14 protein-coding genes are annotated in these 20,510 nt (G+C 71.5%); 12 read left to right on the plus strand and 2 right to left on the minus strand.

What is annotated here, in order from left to right; genetic code table 11:
• Positions 1-102 precede the first annotated feature (102 nt).
• The 7 genes from AC07DO_RS33220 (at position 103) to AC07DO_RS33250 (ending at position 9,830) form a co-directional block, all read left to right on the plus strand.
• On the plus strand, positions 103-2,232 hold the full coding sequence (locus AC07DO_RS33220) for a phosphocholine-specific phospholipase C (protein WP_479065043.1): 2,130 nt from the start codon (positions 103-105) through the stop codon (positions 2,230-2,232).
• 213 nt (positions 2,233-2,445) lie between these two features.
• Entirely contained in the window at positions 2,446-4,707 is a 2,262-nt protein-coding gene (locus AC07DO_RS33225; RefSeq protein WP_479065045.1) for an MMPL family transporter, read from the plus strand.
• Positions 4,676-5,242: a GNAT family N-acetyltransferase gene (locus AC07DO_RS33230; RefSeq protein ID WP_479065047.1), complete on the plus strand. Its 567-nt coding sequence runs from the start codon at positions 4,676-4,678 to the stop codon at positions 5,240-5,242. Before AC07DO_RS33225 ends, AC07DO_RS33230 begins: the two co-directional genes overlap by 32 nt.
• Positions 5,243-5,277: 35 nt before the next feature.
• Positions 5,278-5,961 carry a hypothetical protein gene (locus AC07DO_RS33235; RefSeq protein ID WP_479065049.1) on the plus strand — a complete coding sequence of 228 codons (684 nt, stop codon included), beginning with the start codon at positions 5,278-5,280 and terminating at the stop codon, positions 5,959-5,961.
• A gap of 196 nt (positions 5,962-6,157) precedes the next feature.
• Positions 6,158-6,337: a hypothetical protein gene (locus tag AC07DO_RS33240; protein WP_479065051.1), complete on the plus strand. Its 180-nt coding sequence runs from the start codon at positions 6,158-6,160 to the stop codon at positions 6,335-6,337.
• Between the two features lie 67 nt (positions 6,338-6,404).
• Positions 6,405-9,503, plus strand: a complete 3,099-nt coding sequence (locus AC07DO_RS33245; RefSeq protein ID WP_479065414.1) for a helix-turn-helix transcriptional regulator — start codon at positions 6,405-6,407, stop codon at positions 9,501-9,503.
• An 81-nt stretch (positions 9,504-9,584) separates the two neighbouring features.
• Positions 9,585-9,830 carry a DUF6191 domain-containing protein gene (locus tag AC07DO_RS33250; RefSeq protein ID WP_479065053.1) on the plus strand — a complete coding sequence of 82 codons (246 nt, stop codon included), beginning with the start codon at positions 9,585-9,587 and terminating at the stop codon, positions 9,828-9,830.
• Between the two features lie 9 nt (positions 9,831-9,839).
• Here the strand turns inward: AC07DO_RS33250 and AC07DO_RS33255 are convergent, their stop codons facing one another.
• Positions 9,840-10,967, minus strand: coding sequence for a PQQ-dependent sugar dehydrogenase (locus AC07DO_RS33255; protein WP_479065416.1), 1,128 nt, complete (start codon positions 10,965-10,967; stop codon positions 9,840-9,842).
• 144 nt (positions 10,968-11,111) lie between these two features.
• Complete coding sequence (locus AC07DO_RS33260; protein ID WP_479065418.1) at positions 11,112-12,146, minus strand: aldo/keto reductase; 1,035 nt, start codon at positions 12,144-12,146, stop codon at positions 11,112-11,114.
• Between the two features lie 118 nt (positions 12,147-12,264).
• On the opposite strand from AC07DO_RS33260, the gene AC07DO_RS33265 reads away from it, so the two are divergent.
• From AC07DO_RS33265 to ilvC, 5 genes are all read left to right on the plus strand, one after another.
• Positions 12,265-13,218, plus strand: a complete 954-nt coding sequence (locus tag AC07DO_RS33265; RefSeq protein ID WP_479065055.1) for a 2-hydroxyacid dehydrogenase — start codon at positions 12,265-12,267, stop codon at positions 13,216-13,218.
• A gap of 206 nt (positions 13,219-13,424) precedes the next feature.
• Positions 13,425-16,640 (plus strand): putative bifunctional diguanylate cyclase/phosphodiesterase, encoded by a 3,216-nt coding sequence (locus tag AC07DO_RS33270; RefSeq protein WP_479065057.1) that lies wholly within the window; start codon positions 13,425-13,427, stop codon positions 16,638-16,640.
• 234 nt (positions 16,641-16,874) lie between these two features.
• Positions 16,875-18,722 carry an acetolactate synthase large subunit gene (locus AC07DO_RS33275; RefSeq protein ID WP_479065059.1) on the plus strand — a complete coding sequence of 616 codons (1,848 nt, stop codon included), beginning with the start codon at positions 16,875-16,877 and terminating at the stop codon, positions 18,720-18,722.
• 29 nt (positions 18,723-18,751) lie between these two features.
• Positions 18,752-19,279, plus strand: a complete 528-nt coding sequence (gene ilvN / locus AC07DO_RS33280; protein WP_055568881.1) for an acetolactate synthase small subunit — start codon at positions 18,752-18,754, stop codon at positions 19,277-19,279.
• 93 nt (positions 19,280-19,372) lie between these two features.
• Positions 19,373-20,374, plus strand: a complete 1,002-nt coding sequence (ilvC, locus tag AC07DO_RS33285) for a ketol-acid reductoisomerase (protein ID WP_479065062.1) — start codon at positions 19,373-19,375, stop codon at positions 20,372-20,374.
• Positions 20,375-20,510: the final 136 nt, after the last annotated feature.

Here is a 20,510-nt window from a genome sequence, read left to right on the forward strand (position 1 = left end):
GCCTTCACAAGGAAACCGGGCGTCACTAGCGTCCCCGCCGTACAGGTCAATGGATCAGCAGGGAACCATTGGATGTCGGCCAGGACTACTGGGAGGTCCCACGTGACTCCGGAGATTTCGCGCAGACGCCTGATGGCGATCGGCGGCGGCGCGCTCGGCGCCGCCGCCGTCGGCTCGTTCCTGCCGCCGTCGCTGCAGGAGGCGCTCGCGCACGAGCCGCCGGCCCACGGCGGGCTCGACAAGATCGAGCACGTGGTCATCCTGATGCAGGAGAACCGGTCGTTCGACCACTACTTCGGTTCCCTGCGCGGCGTGCGCGGCTTCGGCGACCGCAACGCGATACGCCTCCCCGGCGGCACCTCGGTCTTCGAGCAGCCGGGCGCCCTGCGCACCATCCTGCCGTTCCCCGTGCGGCAGGCCGCCGAGACACAGAAGAAGGACCTCCAGTACATCGGCGCGCTCGACCACTCCTGGAGCGGCGGCGCCAAGGCCTGGCACGACGGCTGGATGGACGGCTGGGTCACCGCCAAGACGGCGGCTACCATGGCGTACTACACGCGCGAGGACATCCCGCTGCACTACGAACTCGCCGACACCTTCACCGTCTGCGACGCCTACCACTCCTCCATCCACACCTCCACCAGCCCCAACCGCAACCACCTGTGGAGCGGCAGGACGGGCTATGAGGCGAACGGCAAGCGGGCCGTCGGCAACGACGCGTACGCCGAGGACACGCACCCGGGGTACGGCTGGGGCACGTACGCCGAGCGCCTGGAGAAGGCGGGCGTCAGCTGGCAGACGTACACGGAGTGGGAGAACTTCACCGACAACCAGATCGAGTTCTTCACCACCTTCAAGGCGATCGCCCGCAAGGCCCTCGCCAAGACCGGCCTCACCTTCATGGAGGCCTTCTACGCCAAGGTGCGCGACGCGAAGGACGCGGCCGAGCGCGCCAAGCTGCTCGCCACCCTGGAGGAGGGCGTCGCCACGCTGGACAAGCGTGAACGGTCCCTCTTCGAGCGCGGTCTGCGGCGCGTGCCCACCGGCAGGCTGGCCGAGGAGTTCGCCGACGACGTCGCGCGCGGCAGGCTGGCCAAGGTCAGCTATCTGGTGCCGTCCGCCCTGGACTCCGAGCACCCGAGCGTCTCCTCGCCGATCCACAGCGCGACCATCGTCTACAAGGTGCTCGACGCCCTCGCCTCGCACCCGGACGTCTGGCGCCGCACCGCTGTCTTCATCAACTACGACGAGAACGACGGCTTCTTCGACCACGTCCCGCCGCCCGTGCCCGGCGGCGACTCCGCCGAGGAGCGGGAGGAGCGCTGGGAGGGGAAGCCGACGGGGCTCGGCGCGCGCGTGCCGATGCTCGTCGTCTCGCCGTGGACCGTCGGCGGCTACGTCTGCTCCGAGGTCTTCGACCACACCTCCGTCGTGCGCTTCCTGGAGAAGTGGACGGGCGTGCGGGAACCCAACATCAGCGCCTGGCGGCGCAAGGTCACCGGCGACCTCACCGGAGCCTTCGACTTCCGGCGCGGCCACCGGCGGCCCGACGTCGAGCAGCCGGGCGCCATCCCCCCGTTCAGCGGCCGCTGGTCCCCGCAGCCGCCCCTGAAGCAGTCCATGCCGGTCCAGGAACCCGGCGTCCGCCGCGCCCGCCCGCTGCCCTACCAGCCCGACGCCGACGCCCGGCCGGGCGAGGACGGCACGCTCACCGTGCGGCTGCGCAACGGCGGCAGCTCCAGCGCCCACTTCGCGCTCTACCCGTACGCCGGCGAGTTCAAGATCCCCCAGCATCAGGACGTCGTCCGCAAGGGCACCTGGACCGTGCCGGTGCCGGGGGACACGTACACCTTCACCGTCGTCGGCCCGAACGGCTTCCGGCGCGAGTTCGCGGGGGCCGCGGTCGGCGGGGGCAAGGAGGGGCACGGCAAGGACGGCGGGGCACGGGTCGCCTCCGCGATCACCCGGCGCGAGATCCACCTCACGCTGGCCAACCGCGGCAGCCGCGACCTCGTCTTCACCGTCAAGCCGCTCGGATACGTGGACGCATCGGATGTCCGGTCGCGGACGCGCACCGTCCGCGTCAAGGCCCGCAGCAGCCGTACGGTCGCCTGGCACACCGCCGACGAGCACGGCTGGTACGACGTCGAGGTGACCGCCGACGGCGACGCGGCCTTCCGGCGGCGGCTCATGGGGCACATCGAGAACGGCCGCGCGAGCGTCTCGGGCTGACCGACGGCGTGCACGCGTGCGTGGAGGTGCCTCTGGTGCCTCCGCGCACCTTGTGCTCTTGTGAGCATGGCCACGAATCGGACCAACGATCATCAAGGGCTGTCAAAGTGACTGCGGCGCACATGTCGCCACTCATGCGTTCTTTGCGGGCCGTTCAGTTCGTCGACTGCCGCTCCCGGTGAAGATCCACGAAAACAACCAGGGAGCCGGTCCGTGGCAGCACTTGCCCGCTGGTGCGTCAGGCACCGCCTCGTCGTCGTCCTGCTGTGGCTCCTGGCTCTCGGCGGCGCCGCCTCGGCCGCGGCCGTCGCCGGATCCGCGTACTCGAACGACTACGAAGTGCCGGGCACCGAGTCGGGTCGCGCGACCCAGCTCCTGAACGAGAACTTCCACGGCCTCGGCGGCGACAGCGACACCGTCGTCTGGCACACCGGACCCGGCACCTCCGTCCGCGCCGCCGACGTCGAGCAGACGATGTCCGACGCCCTCGGCAGGATCGCCGAGCTGCCCGCCGTGGCATCCGTGTCCGGACCGTACGACGACGGGGGCGCGGGCCGGATCAGCGCGGACGGCCGCACGGCGTACGCCACCGTCACCTTCCGCGAACAGGCCGACGACATCGACAAGGCCGACGCGCAGGCCGTCGTCGACACCGCCGAGGCCGCCGCGTCCGACCGCCTCCAGGTCGAGCTCGGCGGCACCGCCATCGGACTCACCGAGTCCAAGAGCGCCCAGGCCGCCGAGGTCGTGGGAGTGGCCGTCGCCGCCGTCGTCCTCTTCCTCGCGTTCGGCTCCCTCGCCGCGTCCGCCCTGCCCATCGCCACCGCCCTGGTGTCCGTCGGCACCGCGTACGCCGGCATCGTGCTGCTCGGCCATCTGATGACCGTCGCCGACTTCGCACCGATGCTCGGCACCCTCATCGGCCTCGGCGTCGGCATCGACTACGCCCTCTTCATCGTCACCAGACATCGCAAGGGCCTCAAACGCGGTCTGCCCGTCGCCGTCGCCGCCGAACGTGCCGTCGCCACCACCGGACGCGCCGTCGTCTTCGCCGGCGCCACCGTCTGCATCGCCCTCCTCGGCATGCTCATCCTGCGGCTCGGCTTCCTCAACGGCGTCGCCCTCGCCGCGTCGCTGACCGTCGTCCTCACCGTCGCCGCGTCCGTGACCCTGCTGCCCGCCCTCCTCGGCTGGATCGGCCCGCGCGCCCTCAGCCGCCGTGAACGGCGCAGGCTCGCCGCACACGGACCCGAACCCGAGCTGCCGACCGGGTTCGCCGCCCGCTGGGCCGCCTTCGTGGAGCGCCACCCCAAGCTGCTCGGCGCCGTCGCGGTCCTGGTGATGGCCGTACTCGCGCTGCCCACGCTCGGCCTGCACCTGGGCACGTCCGACCAGGGCAACAACCCCGCGAAGGCCACCACCCGCCAGGCGTACGACCTCTTGGCCGACGGTTTCGGGGCCGGTGTCAACGGGCCGCTGACCCTCGTCAGCGAGGTCTACGGAGCAGGCGACCGGGTGGCGCTCGACGACCTCGCCACGACGCTGAGGTCGACCGAAGGCGTCGCCTCCGTGAGCCCGGCGACGTACGGGGACAACGGCCGCGCCGCCTTCCTCACCGTCGTCCCCGACTCCGCGCCCCAGTCCGAGAGGACCAGCGCACTCGTCGACCGGCTGCGCGACGACGTCCTTCCCAAGGAGGAGGCGGGCAGCTCCCTGGAGGTGTCCGTCGGCGGCGTCACCGCGAGCTACGACGACTTCGCCGAGGTCATCGTCGGCAAGCTGCCGCTCTTCGTGGGCGTGGTCATCGGGCTCGGCTGCGTCCTGCTCCTGCTGGCCTTCCGCTCCGTCGGCATCCCGCTCAAGGCCGCCGCGATGAACGTCGCCGCCGTCGCCTCCGCCTTCGGCGTCGTCGTCGCGATCTTCCAGTGGGGCTGGGGGAGCGAACTGCTCGGACTCGGCAGGGCGGGCCCGATCGAGCCCTTCCTCCCCGTGATCATGGTGTCCGTCCTCTTCGGGCTCTCCCTGGACTACCAGGTCTTCCTGGTCAGCCGGATGTACGAGGAGTGGCTCGAGACCGGCGACAACCGGCGGGCCGTCCGCGTCGGGCTCGCCGAGACCAGCCGCGTCATCAACTCCGCCGCCGTGATCATGATTTCGGTGTTCCTCGCCTTCGTCCTGAGCGGCGACCGCGTCATCGCGATGTTCGGCATCGCGCTCGCGGCGGCCGTCGCCCTCGACGCCTTCGTGCTGCGCACGCTGCTCGTGCCGGCCCTGATGCACCTGCTCGGCGGCGCGAACTGGTGGCTGCCGCGCCGCCTGGACCGCCTCCTGCCGCGCATCAGCATCGAGCCGCCCGAATGTCGTTCGAACGCGGGCGGCGCACGTGCGAAGATCCCCGGGGAGCGGGACGCGGTGGACGACGTGAGTGGGCCGAAGGAGCAGGATGTTCGCGATATCGCTGGGCGAGGGCGCTGAGCTGCGGCCGATCGAGCCGTGGCAGGCGCAGGAGTTCCTCGAGCACGTCGAGCGGGCGCGGGAGTACGCGCAGGCGTGGGTACCGTTCACCGTGACGGTGAAGGACCTGGAATCCGCGCGGAAGCACCTCCAGACCTTCGCCGACCGGCAGGCCGCCGACACCGGCCGCTTCTACGGCATCTGGCTGGACGGCACGCTCGTCGGAGGCGTCCTCTTCCGGATCTTCGACACCAGCGTGGACGGCTGCGAGATCGGCGTGTGGCTGGAGCCGTCGGCCGCCGGGCGCGGCCTGGTGAACAAGGCGTCCCGGGTCCTCATCGACTGGGCCGTCGACGAGCGCGGCATGCACCGCGTGGAGTGGCTCGTCTCCTCGCTCAACGAGCGCAGCAAGGCGGCCGCCGAACGGCTCGGATTCACCAAGGACGGCGTGCTGCGGGAGAGCTTCCCCTGGCAGGGGATCCGGCACGACATGGAAGTCTGGTCCGTCCTCGCGCCGGAGTGGCGGGAGCTGCGCGCCGCGGGGGACGCGCGTTAAGAGAGCTCTCAGACTCCGTCCGTACGGTGCGGAGCATGGGTACTAAGACAGATGACGCGGCCGCCGCCAAGGGCGCGGCCGGGACCGGCGCCGAGGCCGACGAAGTGACCGGGGCCGGAGAGTCGGAGACGGTCGACGTCACGAAGTCCGACGCGGCCGACACGAAGACGGACGCGGTCGACACGAAGACGGACGCGGACACGGACGCAGTCACGGGCTCGGACGCAGTCACGGACGCGGACGGGGACTCGGACAACGAGGCGCTGGACGCGTCCGACACCGACTCCGACGTCGACGCCGAACCCGTGGCCACCGCCAAGTCCGTCGGCGTCGGCCAGGGCGCCGCGGCCGTCGTCTCCGCCGCGCTCGGCGTGATCGGCCTCTCCGGAGGCTGGCTCGGCACGATCGCCGGAGCACGCTCGAACATCATGGGACAGCTGGAGACCAAGCAGTCCGCCAGCGTCTCCGACCAGCTCCAGGCGATGTACGGCGACTCCTGGCAGGCCACCGCGCTGGTCGCGGGCCTCTTCGCGCTCTCGGCGCTCGTCGTCGGCTTCCTCGTGCTTGTCAGGCCGGCGTTCGGCGCCCCCGGCAAGGAGCAGGCGCCGTGGATCAAGTCCGTCGCGTGGGCGGGCTTCGTGCTCGGTGTGATCGGGCTCGTCCTCGCCATCGCCAAATACTCCGACCTGCTGCTCGGACTCCCGTCGGCACCTTCCTGAGCCGTCGGCCGGCGGCACCTAAGGCAAGGGCGGGGCAGGGGCTAAGGCCCCTGCCCCGCCCTCCGTCGTGTCTAAGGACCCCCGCGCTCCGGAGATGCGGCAGCCGCCCGATGTGGGCGACCCCCCTGGGAGACGAAAGTGGAGACATCGCAGAGAACGACACCGGCGATACCACCGACAACCCGAGGGGTACGAGATGTTCGAATACGAGATGCACCAGATGCGCGCCGCCGAGCTGGCCCGCCAGGCCGACCACCGCCGTCTGGTCGGCGAGGCCCGCAAGCGCCGCGCCGCCGCCCGCCGATCGGCCCGCCACGAAGCAGAGGGGCCGGTGAGTACGCCCTTCCGGAAGATCCGCTTCACACGGGCCGCCTGACATGACGCACTCCGCACCGCTGTCCGCTCAGCGGATAACGGGTGCCGCGGTGTCCTCGCACTGTGCGATGCTCGCGGCTGTGGAGACCAGGTCCGTCAGCCCGGTGTTCGTCGGCCGCACCGATGAACTGGGCGTACTGAACGAAGCGCTCGCCCGCGCCACGGGCACCCCGCTCGAAGGAGCCGGGGGCCCGGGCCCGGGCGAGCCCCAGGCGTTGCTGCTCGGCGGCGAGGCGGGGGTCGGCAAGACCCGCCTCGTCGAGGAGTTCACCGCGGCCGCCGAGGAACAGGGCGCCGTCGTCGCGGTCGGCGGCTGCGTCGAGATCGGCGCCGACGGCCTGCCGTTCGCCCCCTTCTCCACCGCCCTGCGCGCCCTGCGCCGCCTGCTCCCCGACGAACTGGCCGCGGCGGCCGAGGGCCAGGAGGAGGAGCTCGCCAGACTCCTGCCCGAACTGGCGGTCCCCGCCCCGTACGGAGACACCCCCGGCGGCCGCTCCGACGAGGGCACGGCCCGCCTCTTCGAACTCACCGCACGCCTCCTGGAACGCCTCTCGCGCGACCGCACCGTCGTCGTCGCCCTGGAGGACCTGCACTGGGCCGACGCCTCCACCCGCCACCTCCTCGCCTATCTCTTCCGCACCCTGCGCGGCGGCCGCCTCGTCCTCCTCGCCACCTACCGCGCCGACGACATCCACCGCCGCCACCCCCTGCGCCCCCTCCTCGCCGAACTCGACCGGCTGCGCACCGTGCGCCGCGTCGAACTGGGCCGCCTCAGCAAGGACGAGGTCGCCCGCCAGATGGCCGGGATCCTCGCCACCGAACCCGAACCGTCCCTCGTGGACGACGTGTTCGACCGCTCCGACGGCAACGCGTTCTTCGTCGAGGAGCTCGCCGTCGCCTCCCACGGCGGCGGCAGCTGCGCCGGCCTGACGGACTCCCTGCGCGACCTGCTCCTCGTCCGCGTGGAGGAACTGCCCGAGGACACCCAGCGGGTGGCGCGGATCGTCGCCGAGGGCGGCTCCACCGTCGAGTACGAACTGCTCGCCGAGGTCGCCGGGCTCGGCGAGGACGACCTGATCGAGGCGCTGCGGGCCGCGGTCGGCGCCAACATCCTGCTCGCCTCACCGGACGGCGACGGCTACCGCTTCCGGCACTCCCTGGTCCGCGAGGCCGTCAGCGACGACCTGCTGCCCGGCGAACGCTCCCGTATCAACCGCCGCTTCGCCGAGGCCCTGGAGGCCGACCCCTCGCTCGTCGCCGCCGACCAGCGCGCCGCCCGCCTCGCCACCTACTGGTACCACGCGCACGACGCGGCCAAGGCCCTGCCCGCCGTCCTCGGCGCCTCCGTCGAAGCCCGCCACCGGCACGCCTACAGCGAGCAACTGCGCCTCCTCGAACGCGCCATGGAGCTGTGGGACGACGCCCCGGACGCCGTCCGCCGGGAACTCCGCCCCGCCGACTACGTCGAGGGCTACCCTCCCTGCGGCTGCGACCCCGCCACCACCCCCCTGGACTACCTGGACCTGATGGCCGAGGCCACGGTCGCGGGCCGCCTCTGCGGCGAGCGCGAGCGCGCCCTGAAGATCACCAAGCGTGCCCTGCGCACCCTGGAGGACGGCCACGACCCCCGCCGCGCCGCCTGGTTCTGGATATCCCGCTCCCGTCTGGTCTCCACCCTGGGCCGCAGCGACGGCTGGGACGAGATCGCCAGGGCCGAGGAGCTGATGCGCGGCCTGCCGCCCTCCGAGGTGCACGCCGAAGTCCTCGTCCACCGCGCCTCCTGGGGCATGCTCCACGACCCGGGGCCCGAGACCCTGGCCGCCGCCGAACGCGCCGTCGAGTACGCCCGCATGGTCAAGGCCGATGTCATCGAACTCAACGCCCGCCTCACCCGCGGTGCCCTCCTCGTCGAGGCCGGCGACCCCGAGGCCGGTCTCGCCGAGATGTACGAGATCAGGGACCGCGTCGTCCGCGACGGCCTGGTCACCAACCTGAGCCGTGTCCACATCAACCTCCCCTCCTCCCTCGAAGGCGTCGGCCGCTCCGCCGAATCCGTCCGCGTCGGCATGGAGGGCATCGAGTTCTGCCGCAAGTACGGCCTGGTCGACACCGAGGGCTGGGTCTGGGCCAACGTCGCCGAGTCCCTCATCTCCCTCGGCCGCTGGGACGAGGCCGCCGACGCCGTCGCCCACACCCAGCGCTGCGTCCAGAGTTCAAAACCCCGCGTCTCGGCCGCCGAACGTCTGGCACGCATGGCCCTCCACCGCGGTGAGTACGCCGCCGCCACCCGGCACATGCAGACCGCCCACCACCACCTCGGCACCCACGACCCCCAGCCCCAGTACCTCCTCGTCCTCATCCGCATCGCCCTGGGCGTCGCCGCCGCCGAGGGCCGCGTCCTCGACGGCCGCACCGAACTCGAACGCGGCGTCGCCCCGGGCCTTCCCTTCGGCACCCACAAGCACGGTTGGCCCCTCCTGCTCGCCGCCGCCGAGATGGAGGCCGACGCCCGCGGCCTGCCCGTCGCCGAACCCGGCCGCCCCGCCGCCCTCGCCCGCATCCGCGGCGCAGCCAAGACCCTCGCCACCCCCATCCCGCTCTGGCGGGCCTACGACGAATGGACCCGCGCCGAACTCCTGCGTGCCGAGGGCCGCGACACCTCCGCCGACTGGTCCGCCGTGGTCACCGCCCTCGAACCCCTCGACCGCCCCTTCGACCTCGCCCGCGCCCGCCTGCGCCTGGCCGAGTCCCTCCTCGGCCCGGACACCACCGACCGCGAGCGCGCCGCGGGCCTCCTGCGCCAGGCCGCGGAGGTGGCCGACCGGCTCGGCGCCCGGCCGCTCGCCGACGCGATCACCGGACTCGCCCAGCGCGCCCGCCTCGCCCTGCACCCCACCGAGGCCGCCCGCGCCCCCGAGACGCCGGTCGACCCCGCCGAGGCGCTGGGGCTGACCAGCAGGGAGCGGGACGTCCTGCGGCTGGTCGCCGTGGGCCGCAGCAACCGCCAGATCGCCGAGGAGCTCTTCATCTCCCCGAAGACGGCGAGCGTCCACGTCTCCAACATCCTCGCCAAGCTGTCCGTCACCGGCCGGGGCGAGGCCGCGGCGCTCGCCCACCGCCTGCGCCTGTTCCCGCAGACCCCCGGCAGTCCGCAGGCGGTGCGCTGACCTGCACGTTCCCGCTCCCCGGCAGAACCGCGGCGGCTTCGCCTACGCTGGACCGCGGAATCTCGGCTCCTGGGAGGCGCTGTGTTCAACGCGATCGAGGCCCTGTTCGCGCCGGGCCGCAAGCACACCGACGACGAGCAGAAGCGCCTGGAACTGACCCGCGTCGACCTCGCCGACGGCGACCCGGGGCGCGGTCCGATAGACCTGACCTCGGGCAAGGTGGTCGTACGCCCATCCGTGCCGTCGCCGCGCGCCGACGCGTCCCCGGACTTCGACGCGACTCCGGACTCCGAGGCATCCACGGACTCCGCCGAGCCCGGGAGCTGAGGAGCCGAGCTACTTCACCCGCACCTCCAGGATCTTGTCGTCCCCCTTCTCCGGCGTGCCCCGCGAGTCCGTCTCATTGGTGACCAGCCACAGCTTGTCGCCGCCCGCCGCGAGCACCGTGCGCAGGCGGCCGTGCTCGCCCTCCAGGAACGCCTGCGGCTCCGGGTCGCCCGCCACGCCCCGCACCGGGACGCGCCACAACCGCTCGCCCCGCAGCCCCGCCATCCACACCGAGCCCTCGGCATAGGCGATCCCGCTCGGCGAGGCCTCGGAGGTCTTCCACTGGGCGACCGGATCGCGGAATCCCTCCTCGCCCTCCTTGCCCTCGACCTCCGGCCAGCCGTAGTTCCCGCCGGACTTGATCTCGTTCAGCTCGTCCCAGGTGTCCTGGCCGAACTCCGACGCCCACAGCCTCTTCTGCTCGTCCCAGGCCAGCCCCTGCACGTTCCGGTGCCCGAACGAATACACGGGGGAGTCGCCGAAGGGGTTGCCGGGAGCGGGCTCGCCGTCCGGAGTGAGGCGGAGGATCTTGCCGCCCAGGGACTTCTTGTCCTGCGCGAGGTCCGTGTCCCCCGTTTCGCCCGCGCCCGCGTACAGCATCTTGTCCGGGCCGAACGCGATACGGCCGCCGTTGTGGATCGAGCCCTTCGGGATGCCCTTGAAGACCGTGTCGGGCGCGCCCAGCTGCTCGCCCCCTGGCTTCTCCTCGTCGTACAGCATCCGGGCGATGCGGTTGTCGGACTCCGTCGTGAAGTACGCGTACACGAGGTGGTCCGAGGCGTACGTCGGAGAGAGCGCGAGGCCCATCAGGCCGCCCTCGCCGCCGGGGGAGACGCCCGGCACCGAGCCGAGCTCCGTCTTCTTGCCCGTCTTCCCGTCGATCCGGATGATCGTCCCCTCGTCGCGCGAGGACACCAGCAGGTCGCCGCCGGGCAGCGGGGCCAGGCCCCAGGGGGATGTGAGGCCGGTGGTGAGGGTGCGGATGACCTTCGCCGAGCCCTTCTCCGGCGGAGCGTCGGCGCCCGCCCCGCCGGTGGGGGACTGGCTCGTCCCGTCCCGCTTCGGCGGGCTGTCGGCCCGGTCCGGTTCGCCGTCGCCGGACGAGCACCCGGCCGCGAACACGAGGGCGGCGGCCATCAAGGCCGTACTGGCAGGTCGATGCACGATCAGGATCCCTTCGACGCAGCGCTTCTCCTGTTCATACACCGCCCGCGCCCCGCAAGTTCCCGATCCGCCACCACGAGACCCCCCGGTCACACATCAGCCCCCCGGCCCCAGCGCTCAGTCCCACGAGCCCAGCGCCGGCGGCAGCGCCGCGATCTCCGCCAGGTCACGCTCCGTGAGCCGGATCGCCGCGGCCCCGGCGTTCTCGACCGCCCACCGCTCCCGCTTGGCCCCGGGTATCGGCACCACATGCCGCCCCTGCGCGAGCACCCAGGCGAGCGCGGCCTGCGCCGGCGTCGCCCCGTGCCGCTCCGCCACCCGGCGCAGCCCCACCACCAGCTGCTGGTTCGCCGCCATCATCTCGGCGGTGAAGCGCGGGTGCCGGGCCCGCAGATCGTCGGGCTCGAAACCCATGCCGGGCTTCAGTGTCCCCGTGAGGAAACCGTTCCCCAGTGGCATCGCAGCGAGGAACCCGACGCCGCGCGCCACGCACCACGGCAGCAGCGTGTCCAGCGCCTCCGGCGACCACACCGCCAGCTCGGCCTGGACCGCGCTCACCGGGAAGACCTGCTGCACACGTTCCAGCTGCCGGATCGTCAGATCGTGCAGTCCCGGGCCCGGGCGCCCCGGCGCAGAACGCCGTTGGGCGCGCGCCCCCACGGCGCACAGCCCCAGGGCCCGCACCTTCCCCGCGGCGACGAGTTCGGCCATCGCGCCCCACGTCTCCTCGATGGGTACCTCGGGGTCGGCGCGGTGCAGTTGATAGAGGTCGATGGTGTCCGTCTGGAGCCGTCGCAGCGACGCGTCGCAGGCCCGCTTCACATAGCCGGGGCGGCCGTTGGCGACGATGTGCTGCTCGCCCACCAGCAGCCCGCACTTCGTCGAGACGAACGCCTCCGCGCGCCGCTCCTTCAAGACCCTGCCGATCAACAGCTCGTTGGTGAAGGGCCCGTACATGTCCGCCGTGTCCAGCAGCATTCCCCCGCCGCGACCGCCGTCGGCGGCACCCGCCGCGTCCAGCGCCGCGTGCACGGTCCGCACCGACGCGTCGCCCCGCTGCCGCGAGCCGGTGTACGCCCAGCTCATCGGCATGCAGCCGAGTCCGACGGCGCCCACTTCGAGCGCCCCCGCGCCGATCGTCCTGCGCTCCACCTGGTCGTGCCCTCCCGCCCCTCGTTCGGAGATCATCCAAACTAACCTTTCGCCCCGGTGGCCTCGACCGTTGCCCTCCCGGGGACGGCGCACTCCGGCGCGCACTAGCCTCCAGACCATGACGACAGATGTATGGCTTCCGTTTGAGGCGCACGAGATCGAGGGTCTGCCCGGGGCCGCCGAGGCCGGTCTCACCTACCGTTACTGGGACGGGGGTCCGGAGTTCCCCGCGGACCCGGCCGACTGCGCTTTCTACGTGGTGCCCTATATGAAGGGCACGGAGATCGCGGTACGTCCCCTGTCCGCCATGACGTCCGTGCGCGTCGTACAGACACTGACCGCGGGTATCGATCACGTGGAACCGGGGATCGAGTTCCTCGCGCCCGGCGTGCGGTTGTGCAACGCACGCGGTGTCCACGAGGCGAGCACCGCCGAGCTCGCGCTCACCCTCGTCCTCGCCTCGCTGCGCGGCATCCCGCGCTTCGTGGAGGGGCAGCGGCAGGAGGAGTGGCGGTCCGGTTTCTACCCGGCGCTCGCCGACAAGTCCGTGCTCATCGTGGGATACGGATCCATCGGTTCCGCCATCGAGGACCGGCTCACCCCTTTCGAGTGCGCGCGGGTGGCGCGCGTCGCGCGCTCTGCCCGTGCCACGGAGCGCGGCCCCGTGCACCCGCTCGCCGAGTTGCCGTCCCTGTTGCCCCGGGCGGACGTCGTCATCCTCTCGACACCGCTGACCGAGGTCACGCGCGGGCTGGTGGGAGCGGACTTCCTGGCCCGCATGAAGGACGGCGCGCTGCTCGTGAACGTGGCCCGCGGACCGGTGGTCGACACCAAGGCGCTCCTCGCCGAACTGGAGTCCGGCCGCATCACCGCCGCCCTCGACGTGACCGACCCCGAACCGCTGCCCGCAGGTCACCCGCTGTGGCACGCTCCAGGGGCATTTGTCAGCCCGCACGTGGGCGGCTCGTCCTCGGCGTTCCTGCCCCGCGCCAAGCGCCTGCTGGCCGCGCAACTGACCAAGCACGTCGCCGGAGAGCCGCTGGACAACGTGGTGCTGACGACGGGCAGTTGATCGCCCCGCAGCGGTTCGTGCACGCTCCGCGTCGGTCCGTGCGCGCCCCGTGCCCGCTTCCGCGCCCGCAGTCACGGAGCGTAGAGGAGCTATGTCCCTGAGTGACGAGTCTGGTGTATCGTCCCGACAGGGGATGCGCCGTGGACCGTTCGGCGCGGGGACGAGACAGTCAGACTGCGAGGGGGGCGACGGGCGATGCACGGCCTATGGGTGAACGATCCGACGCGGCGGAACCTCAGCCGACGACTCCGGCGCACACCGACCCGCAGACGCAGGCGAACCGCGAGCCGCACGACCGGACGCCGCCGCACACCACAGCGCCCCTGTCGGCCCGGCCGACGCGCGGGCCGGACGGACACGGGGGCGGCACGGACCGGGGCGGCGCGGTGAACGCCCGCGCGACCTCCACCCCCGTCCTCGACGGGGGAGTCGCGGCACTGCCGTCCAGGATTCCGCTGGCCCGGCGTCCGCTGCCGGGAGGCCGCGGCGTCGTCTCCCAGCTGGCGCTGCTGCTGGTCTGCGGGGCGTACGCCACCGGCTCGGCCCTCGGCTGGGGATCCGAGCGACTGGCCCTGATCATGGGCGACTTCGGGCTGAGCGTCGCCGCGGCCACCGCCGCGGTCTCCTGCTTCCGTTACTCACGCACCCGCCGAAGCCGCTTTCGACCCGCATGGTTGCTGTTCGCGCTCTCCTCCGCGATGGCGGCCTTCGGCAACGGCGTCTGGGGCTGGTACGAGGTCGTTCTCGAACGCCCCGTCCCCAGCCCGGGCTTCGCCGACCTGTTCTTCCTCTGCTTTGCTCCGCCCGCCATCATCGGTCTTCTCGTGCTCGCCAAGCGCCCGATGACCAAGGCGGGTTGGGGGTGCCTGGCCCTCGACTCGTGGCTGATCGGGGGCTCGCTCCTCACGCTCTCCTGGAGCCTCGCGCTCGCGCACACCGCGCAGTTCGAGGGCCAGAGCGTCGCGTACGCCGCGCTCTCGCTCGCGTACCCCCTCCTCGACATCGCGCTGGTCAGCATGGTCCTGGCGCTGCACTTCAGGCGGTCGTCCGCCAACCGCTCCGCGGTGAACACCGCGATCGGAGCGCTCGCCCTGACCGTGATGTGCGACGCGCTGTTCACCTCGCCTCTGCTGCACACCAGTTACCGCTCCGGCCAGATGCTGGACGCCGGCTGGTTCGCGGGCTCGCTCCTCCTCGCGTACGCCCCGTGGGCCGCGCCCTGGCACGCGCGCGACGGGCACGGCGCGGGCCGCACGCGCGTGCAGTACGACAGCGGACCCGAGGAACCGGCGCCCGCGACCCGTCCGATCGCCGGATCGCTGGCCGCCCTCACGCCGTATCTGGCCGCCGCCGTCTGCACGTTGGGGATTCTCTACAACGTGCTGAACGGCCGCAGCGTGGACCGCGTCGTGCTCTTCACCGCGGGCACCGTGGTCCTCGCACTCGTGGTGCGCCAGGGCATCATGCTCCTGGACAACATCACGCTCACCCAGGAACTGGCCCAGAAGGAGAACCACTTCAGGTCCCTGGTCCAGGGCTCGAGCGACGTCATCATGATCGCCGCACCGAACGGCATCCTCCACTACGTGAGCCCCGCCGCCTCCGGGGTCTACGGCCGGGACGCCGAAGAGCTCGTGGGCTCCGAACTCGCCTCCCTCATGCACCCCGAGGACCTCGGGCGGGTCGTCCACGAAGTACGCAGATTCCTCGCCGCCAACCCCGTCGAGGAACCCACCACCCGCATCGAGTGCCGCTTCAAGTCCGGCGACGGCGACTGGCTCAACGTGGAGTCCACCGTCAACCGCCACCAGGGCGGCCTCATCTTCAACAGCAGAGACGTCACCGAACGGGTCAGGCTCCAGGCGCAGTTGCAGCACAACGCCGAGCACGACCCGCTCACCGACCTGCCCAACCGCGCCCTGTTCACCCGGCGCGTCAGCCAGGCGCTGACCGGCCGCAGAGTCACCGACCGCGGCACGGCCGTGCTCTTCATCGACCTCGACGGCTTCAAGGCCGTCAACGACACCATCGGACACCAGGCCGGGGACGAGCTCCTCATCCAGGCCGCGCGCAGACTGCAGGAGGCGGTGCGTTCGGGCGACACCGCCTCCCGGCTCGGCGGCGATGAGTTCGCGGCCCTCATCGTCGGCGACGGGACCCGGGACCAGGCCGCGAGAGAACAGCACATCTACGAACTCGCCGACCGGCTCAGAATCACCCTGTCCCAGCCCTACGCCATCGACGGCAACGACGTGCGCGTAGCGGCGTCCATCGGCGTGGCCTTCGCCGAACCGGGCATCGGCGCGGGCGAGCTGCTCCGCAACGCCGACCTCGCGATGTACCGCGCCAAAGCCGCGGGCAAGGGGCGCGTCGAGCTGTACGCACCCCAGATGCAGGCCGACGTCGTCCGCAAGGCGGAGCTCGCCACCCGGCTGCGCGCCGCGCTGCACGACGGCGAGTTCGCGCTGCTCCACCAGCCCGTCGTCTCCCTGGACGACGGCCGGATCACGGCGGTCGCCGCGCAGGCCCGCTGGCGTTCGGCCCAGGGCATCCTCTTCACGCCCGCCGAGTTCCTGCGGGTCGCTGACTCCAAGGAGGGCCAGGACAAGCGGGCGGCCGAGCTGGGCCGCTGGATGTTCGAGAAGGCCGTGGAGCAGGCCGCCGAGCGCGGCAGGACCGGGCACGCCGTGCCCGTCTCCGTACGGATGAGCGCGCGCCGCCTCCTGGACCGCTCCATGCCGATGGGCTCCATCGAGGCGCTCCTGACCCGGCACGGACTGCCCTCCGGCGCGCTCGTCATCGAGCTCGCCGAGACCGACCCCCGGGTCTCCCTCGACGACCTGGAGCGCCGGCTCGCCGCCCTGCGCAGGCTCGGTGTGCGCATCGCGCTCGACGGCTTCGGCAGTGGGTACGCGGCGATCACGGCCCTGCGCCGGCTCCCCATCGACATACTGAAGCTGGACCGCGGCCTCGTCGAGGGCGTAGTCGAGTCCGCGCGGCTGCACAAGATCACTTCCGGACTGCTGCGCATCGCGGGCGACCTGGGCCTCGACTCCGTGGCCGACGGCGTCGACCTGCCCGAGCAGGTGACGGCCCTGCGCGCGATGGGCTGCACCCACGGGCAGGGGATGGCGTTCGCCGGAGCGCTCGACGAGTACCGGCTGCGGCGGGCGCTCACGATCGGCGAGTACCCGGTGCCGCGCGGCCCGGCCGAACCGGTGCTCGCGGGCGGCCGTCCCGCGACGTACACGGGCGGCTCGGCGGCGGCGTACGGCGGCCCGGCGGGAGCGTTCGCGGGCGGTGCGTCGCCGTACGCGGTCGGGCCTCCCGGGACGTACGCGGGCGGCCCTCCGGGGACGCTCACGGGTGGCCCCGCGGCCTATGCGCGTTCACATAATGAGACCCCCGTCCCACCTACTTGACAGGTACTGCGTGCCGGGGGGAGGGTCAATGCCATGCGCACCCGAATTCTCGTACTTGGAAAGCGCGTCGGCTGAAGCTGGGACGGACCGGTCCGAACACCGGACCCCCAGCGACCGCACCCGGCGCGCTCCCCTCGCTTGCCTCACGGCACGAGGGGTTTTTTGTTGCACTGGCACCTGCCAAACCCCCGCAAACACCCCGCAAAAACCCTCAGCTTCGAGAAGAGAATGCCGATGACCGAGCAGGCCACCGGGGCCCACCATCCGCAGCCGCGGCCCCGATCCTCAGGACAGCAGTCCGCCCCCGTCGAGCACGTCACGGGTGCGCAGTCCCTCATTCGTTCTCTCGAGGAAGTCGGGGCCGACACGGTGTTCGGCATTCCGGGCGGCGCCATCCTCCCCGCGTACGACCCGATGATGGACTCCACCCGCGTGCGGCACGTCCTGGTCCGGCACGAGCAGGGCGCGGGCCACGCCGCTACCGGCTACGCGCAGGCCACCGGCAAGGTCGGCGTCTGCATGGCGACGAGCGGCCCCGGCGCCACCAACCTGGTCACCCCGATCGCCGACGCCCACATGGACTCCGTCCCGATGGTCGCGATCACCGGCCAGGTGGCCTCCAAGGCCATCGGCACCGACGCCTTCCAGGAGGCGGACATCGTCGGCATCACGATGCCGATCACCAAGCACAACTTCCTGGTCACCAAGGCCGAGGACATCCCGCGCACCATCGCCGAGGCCTTCCACATCGCCTCGACCGGACGCCCGGGCCCCGTCCTCGTGGACATCGCCAAGGACGCCCTCCAGGCGCAGACGACGTTCTCCTGGCCGCCGCAGCAGGACCTGCCGGGCTACCGCCCGGTGACCAAGCCGCACGCCAAGCAGATCCGCGAGGCCGCCAAGCTCATCACGGCGGCCAGGCGCCCGGTCCTGTACGTCGGCGGAGGCGTCCTGAAGGCACAGGCCACCGCCGAACTGAAGGTCCTGGCAGAGCTCACCGGAGCGCCCGTCACCACCACACTGATGGCGCTCGGCGCATTCCCCGACAGCCACCCGCTGCACGTGGGAATGCCGGGCATGCACGGTGCGGTCACCGCCGTCACCGCGCTGCAGAAGGCAGACCTGATCGTCGCCCTCGGAGCCCGCTTCGACGACCGCGTCACCGGCAAGCTGGACAGCTTCGCCCCGTACGCGAAGATCGTCCACGCCGACATCGACCCGGCCGAGATCGGCAAGAACCGCGCCGCCGACGTGCCGATCGTCGGCGACGCCCGCGAGGTCATCGCCGACCTCGTCCAGGCCGTCCAGGCCGAGCACACCGAGGGCCACACGGGTGACTACACCGCCTGGTGGAGCGACCTCAACCGCTGGCGCGACACCTACCCCCTCGGCTACACGCAGCCCGAGGACGGTTCGCTCTCGCCGCAGCACGTCATCGAGCGCGTCGGGCAGCTCGCCCCGGAGGGCACGATCTTCGCGGCGGGCGTCGGCCAGCACCAGATGTGGGCCGCGCACTTCATCGAGTACGAGAAGCCCGCCACCTGGCTCAACTCCGGCGGCGCCGGAACGATGGGCTACGCGGTCCCGGCCGCGATGGGCGCCAAGGCCGGCCGGCCGGACCGCACGGTCTGGGCGATCGACGGCGACGGCTGCTTCCAGATGACCAATCAGGAGCTCACCACCTGCGCCCTGAACAACATCCCGATCAAGGTCGCCATCATCAACAACGGCGCCCTCGGGATGGTCCGCCAGTGGCAGACGCTGTTCTACAACCAGCGGTACTCCAACACGGTGCTGCACAGCGGTCCCGAGGACATCGGCCCCAACAAGGGCACCCGCGTCCCGGACTTCGTGAAGCTGTCGGAGGCCATGGGCTGCGTGGCGCTGCGCTGCGAGCGCCCCGAGGACCTCGACAAGGTCATCGCCGAGGCCAACGCCATCAACGACCGGCCCGTCGTCGTCGACTTCATCGTCCACGAGGACGCCCAGGTCTGGCCGATGGTCGCCGCCGGCACCTCGAACGACGAGGTCATGGCAGCCCGGGGCGTCCGCCCCGACTTCGGCGACAACGAAGACGACTGAGACCGAGAGCGAAAGAGAGACCAAGAGTCATGTCCACCAAGCACACGCTCTCCGTCCTGGTCGAGAACACCCCCGGCATCCTCGCCCGGATCGCAGCCCTGTTCTCCCGCCGCGGCTTCAACATCGACTCGCTCGCCGTGGGCGTCACCGAGCACCCCGACATCTCGCGCATCACCATCGTCGTGAACGTCGAGGACCTGCCGCTCGAACAGGTCACGAAGCAGCTCAACAAGCTCGTCAACGTCCTGAAGATCGTCGAACTGGAGCCGGGCGCCGCGGTCGCCCGCGAACTCGTCCTGGCGAAGGTCCGCGCCGACAACGAGACGCGCTCCCAGATCGTCGAGATCGTCCAGCTGTTCCGCGCCAAGACCGTGGACGTCTCCCCGGAGGCCGTCACCATCGAGGCGACCGGCAGCAGCGACAAGCTGGAGGCCATGCTCAAGATGCTGGAGCCCTTCGGCATCAAGGAGCTCGTCCAGTCCGGCACGATCGCCATCGGCCGCGGCTCACGCTCCATCACCGACCGCAGCCTGCGCGCGCTCGACCGGAGCGCGTAGCGAGAACCGGCCCGCATCGCGAGACCGGCAGACTTCCCTTCCCCCGCCCGCCGTACGGTGGGACGCAACACCAGCACACATAGGAGATTCCCAGTGGCCGAGCTGTTCTACGACGCCGACGCCGACCTGTCCATCATCCAGGGCCGCAAGGTCGCGGTCATCGGTTACGGCAGCCAGGGCCACGCCCACGCGCTGTCGCTCCGTGACTCGGGTGTCGACGTGCGCGTCGGTCTGCACGAGGGCTCCAAGTCCAAGACGAAGGCCGAGGAGCAGGGCCTGCGCGTCGTCACCCCCGCCGAGGCGGCGGCCGAGGCCGACGTCATCATGATCCTGGTGCCGGACCCGATCCAGGCCCAGGTCTACGAGGAGTCCATCAAGGACAACCTCAAGGACGGCGACGCCCTGTTCTTCGGCCACGGCCTGAACGTCCGCTACGGCTTCATCAAGGCCCCCGAGGGCGTCGACGTCTGCATGGTCGCCCCCAAGGGCCCGGGCCACCTGGTCCGCCGTCAGTACGAGGAGGGCCGCGGCGTTCCGTGTATCGCGGCCGTCGAGCAGGACGCGACCGGCAAGGGCTTCGAGCTGGCGCTCTCGTACGCCAAGGGCATCGGCGGCACGCGTGCCGGCGTCATCAAGACGACCTTCACCGAGGAGACCGAGACCGACCTGTTCGGCGAGCAGGCCGTGCTCTGCGGCGGCACCGCCGCGCTGGTCAAGGCGGGCTTCGAGACCCTGACCGAGGCGGGCTACCAGCCGGAGATCGCGTACTTCGAGTGCCTCCACGAGCTGAAGCTGATCGTGGACCTCATGTACGAGGGCGGCCTGGAGAAGATGCGCTGGTCCGTCTCCGAGACCGCCGAGTGGGGCGACTACATCACCGGACCGCGGATCATCACGGACGCCACCAAGGCCGAGATGAAGAAGGTCCTCGCCGAGATCCAGGACGGCACGTTCGCCAAGAACTGGATGGACGAGTACCACGGCGGTCTGAAGAAGTACAACGAGTACAAGACCCAGGACGAGAACCACCTCCTGGAGACCACCGGCAAGGAGCTGCGCAAGCTCATGAGCTGGGTCAACGACGACGACGCGTAAGTCGTGACGACAAGGGCCGGGGCGACTGCCCCGGCCCTTGTCCATCGTGTCCAGCCACGGACGAGTGATCCTTCCATCGAGGAGCACGACGACGTCCATGGCGCCACTACACTTCTGTTCAACATTCGCGTCGGGC

This window comes from Streptomyces sp. NPDC045678, from assembly GCF_056432085.1.

Coding starts and splice junctions, on each gene's coding strand:
- AC07DO_RS33270 (WP_479065057.1), top strand. CDS start 13,425: ATGGGTGAACGATCCGACGCGGCGGAACCTCAGCCGACGACTCCGGCG.
- AC07DO_RS33275 (WP_479065059.1), top strand. CDS start 16,875: ATGACCGAGCAGGCCACCGGGGCCCACCATCCGCAGCCGCGGCCCCGA.
- AC07DO_RS33265 (WP_479065055.1), top strand. CDS start 12,265: ATGACGACAGATGTATGGCTTCCGTTTGAGGCGCACGAGATCGAGGGT.
- AC07DO_RS33240 (WP_479065051.1), top strand. CDS start 6,158: ATGTTCGAATACGAGATGCACCAGATGCGCGCCGCCGAGCTGGCCCGC.
- AC07DO_RS33255 (WP_479065416.1), bottom strand. CDS start 10,967: ATGGCCGCCGCCCTCGTGTTCGCGGCCGGGTGCTCGTCCGGCGACGGC.
- ilvN (WP_055568881.1), top strand. CDS start 18,752: ATGTCCACCAAGCACACGCTCTCCGTCCTGGTCGAGAACACCCCCGGC.
- AC07DO_RS33230 (WP_479065047.1), top strand. CDS start 4,676: ATGTTCGCGATATCGCTGGGCGAGGGCGCTGAGCTGCGGCCGATCGAG.
- AC07DO_RS33245 (WP_479065414.1), top strand. CDS start 6,405: ATGCTCGCGGCTGTGGAGACCAGGTCCGTCAGCCCGGTGTTCGTCGGC.
- AC07DO_RS33235 (WP_479065049.1), top strand. CDS start 5,278: ATGGGTACTAAGACAGATGACGCGGCCGCCGCCAAGGGCGCGGCCGGG.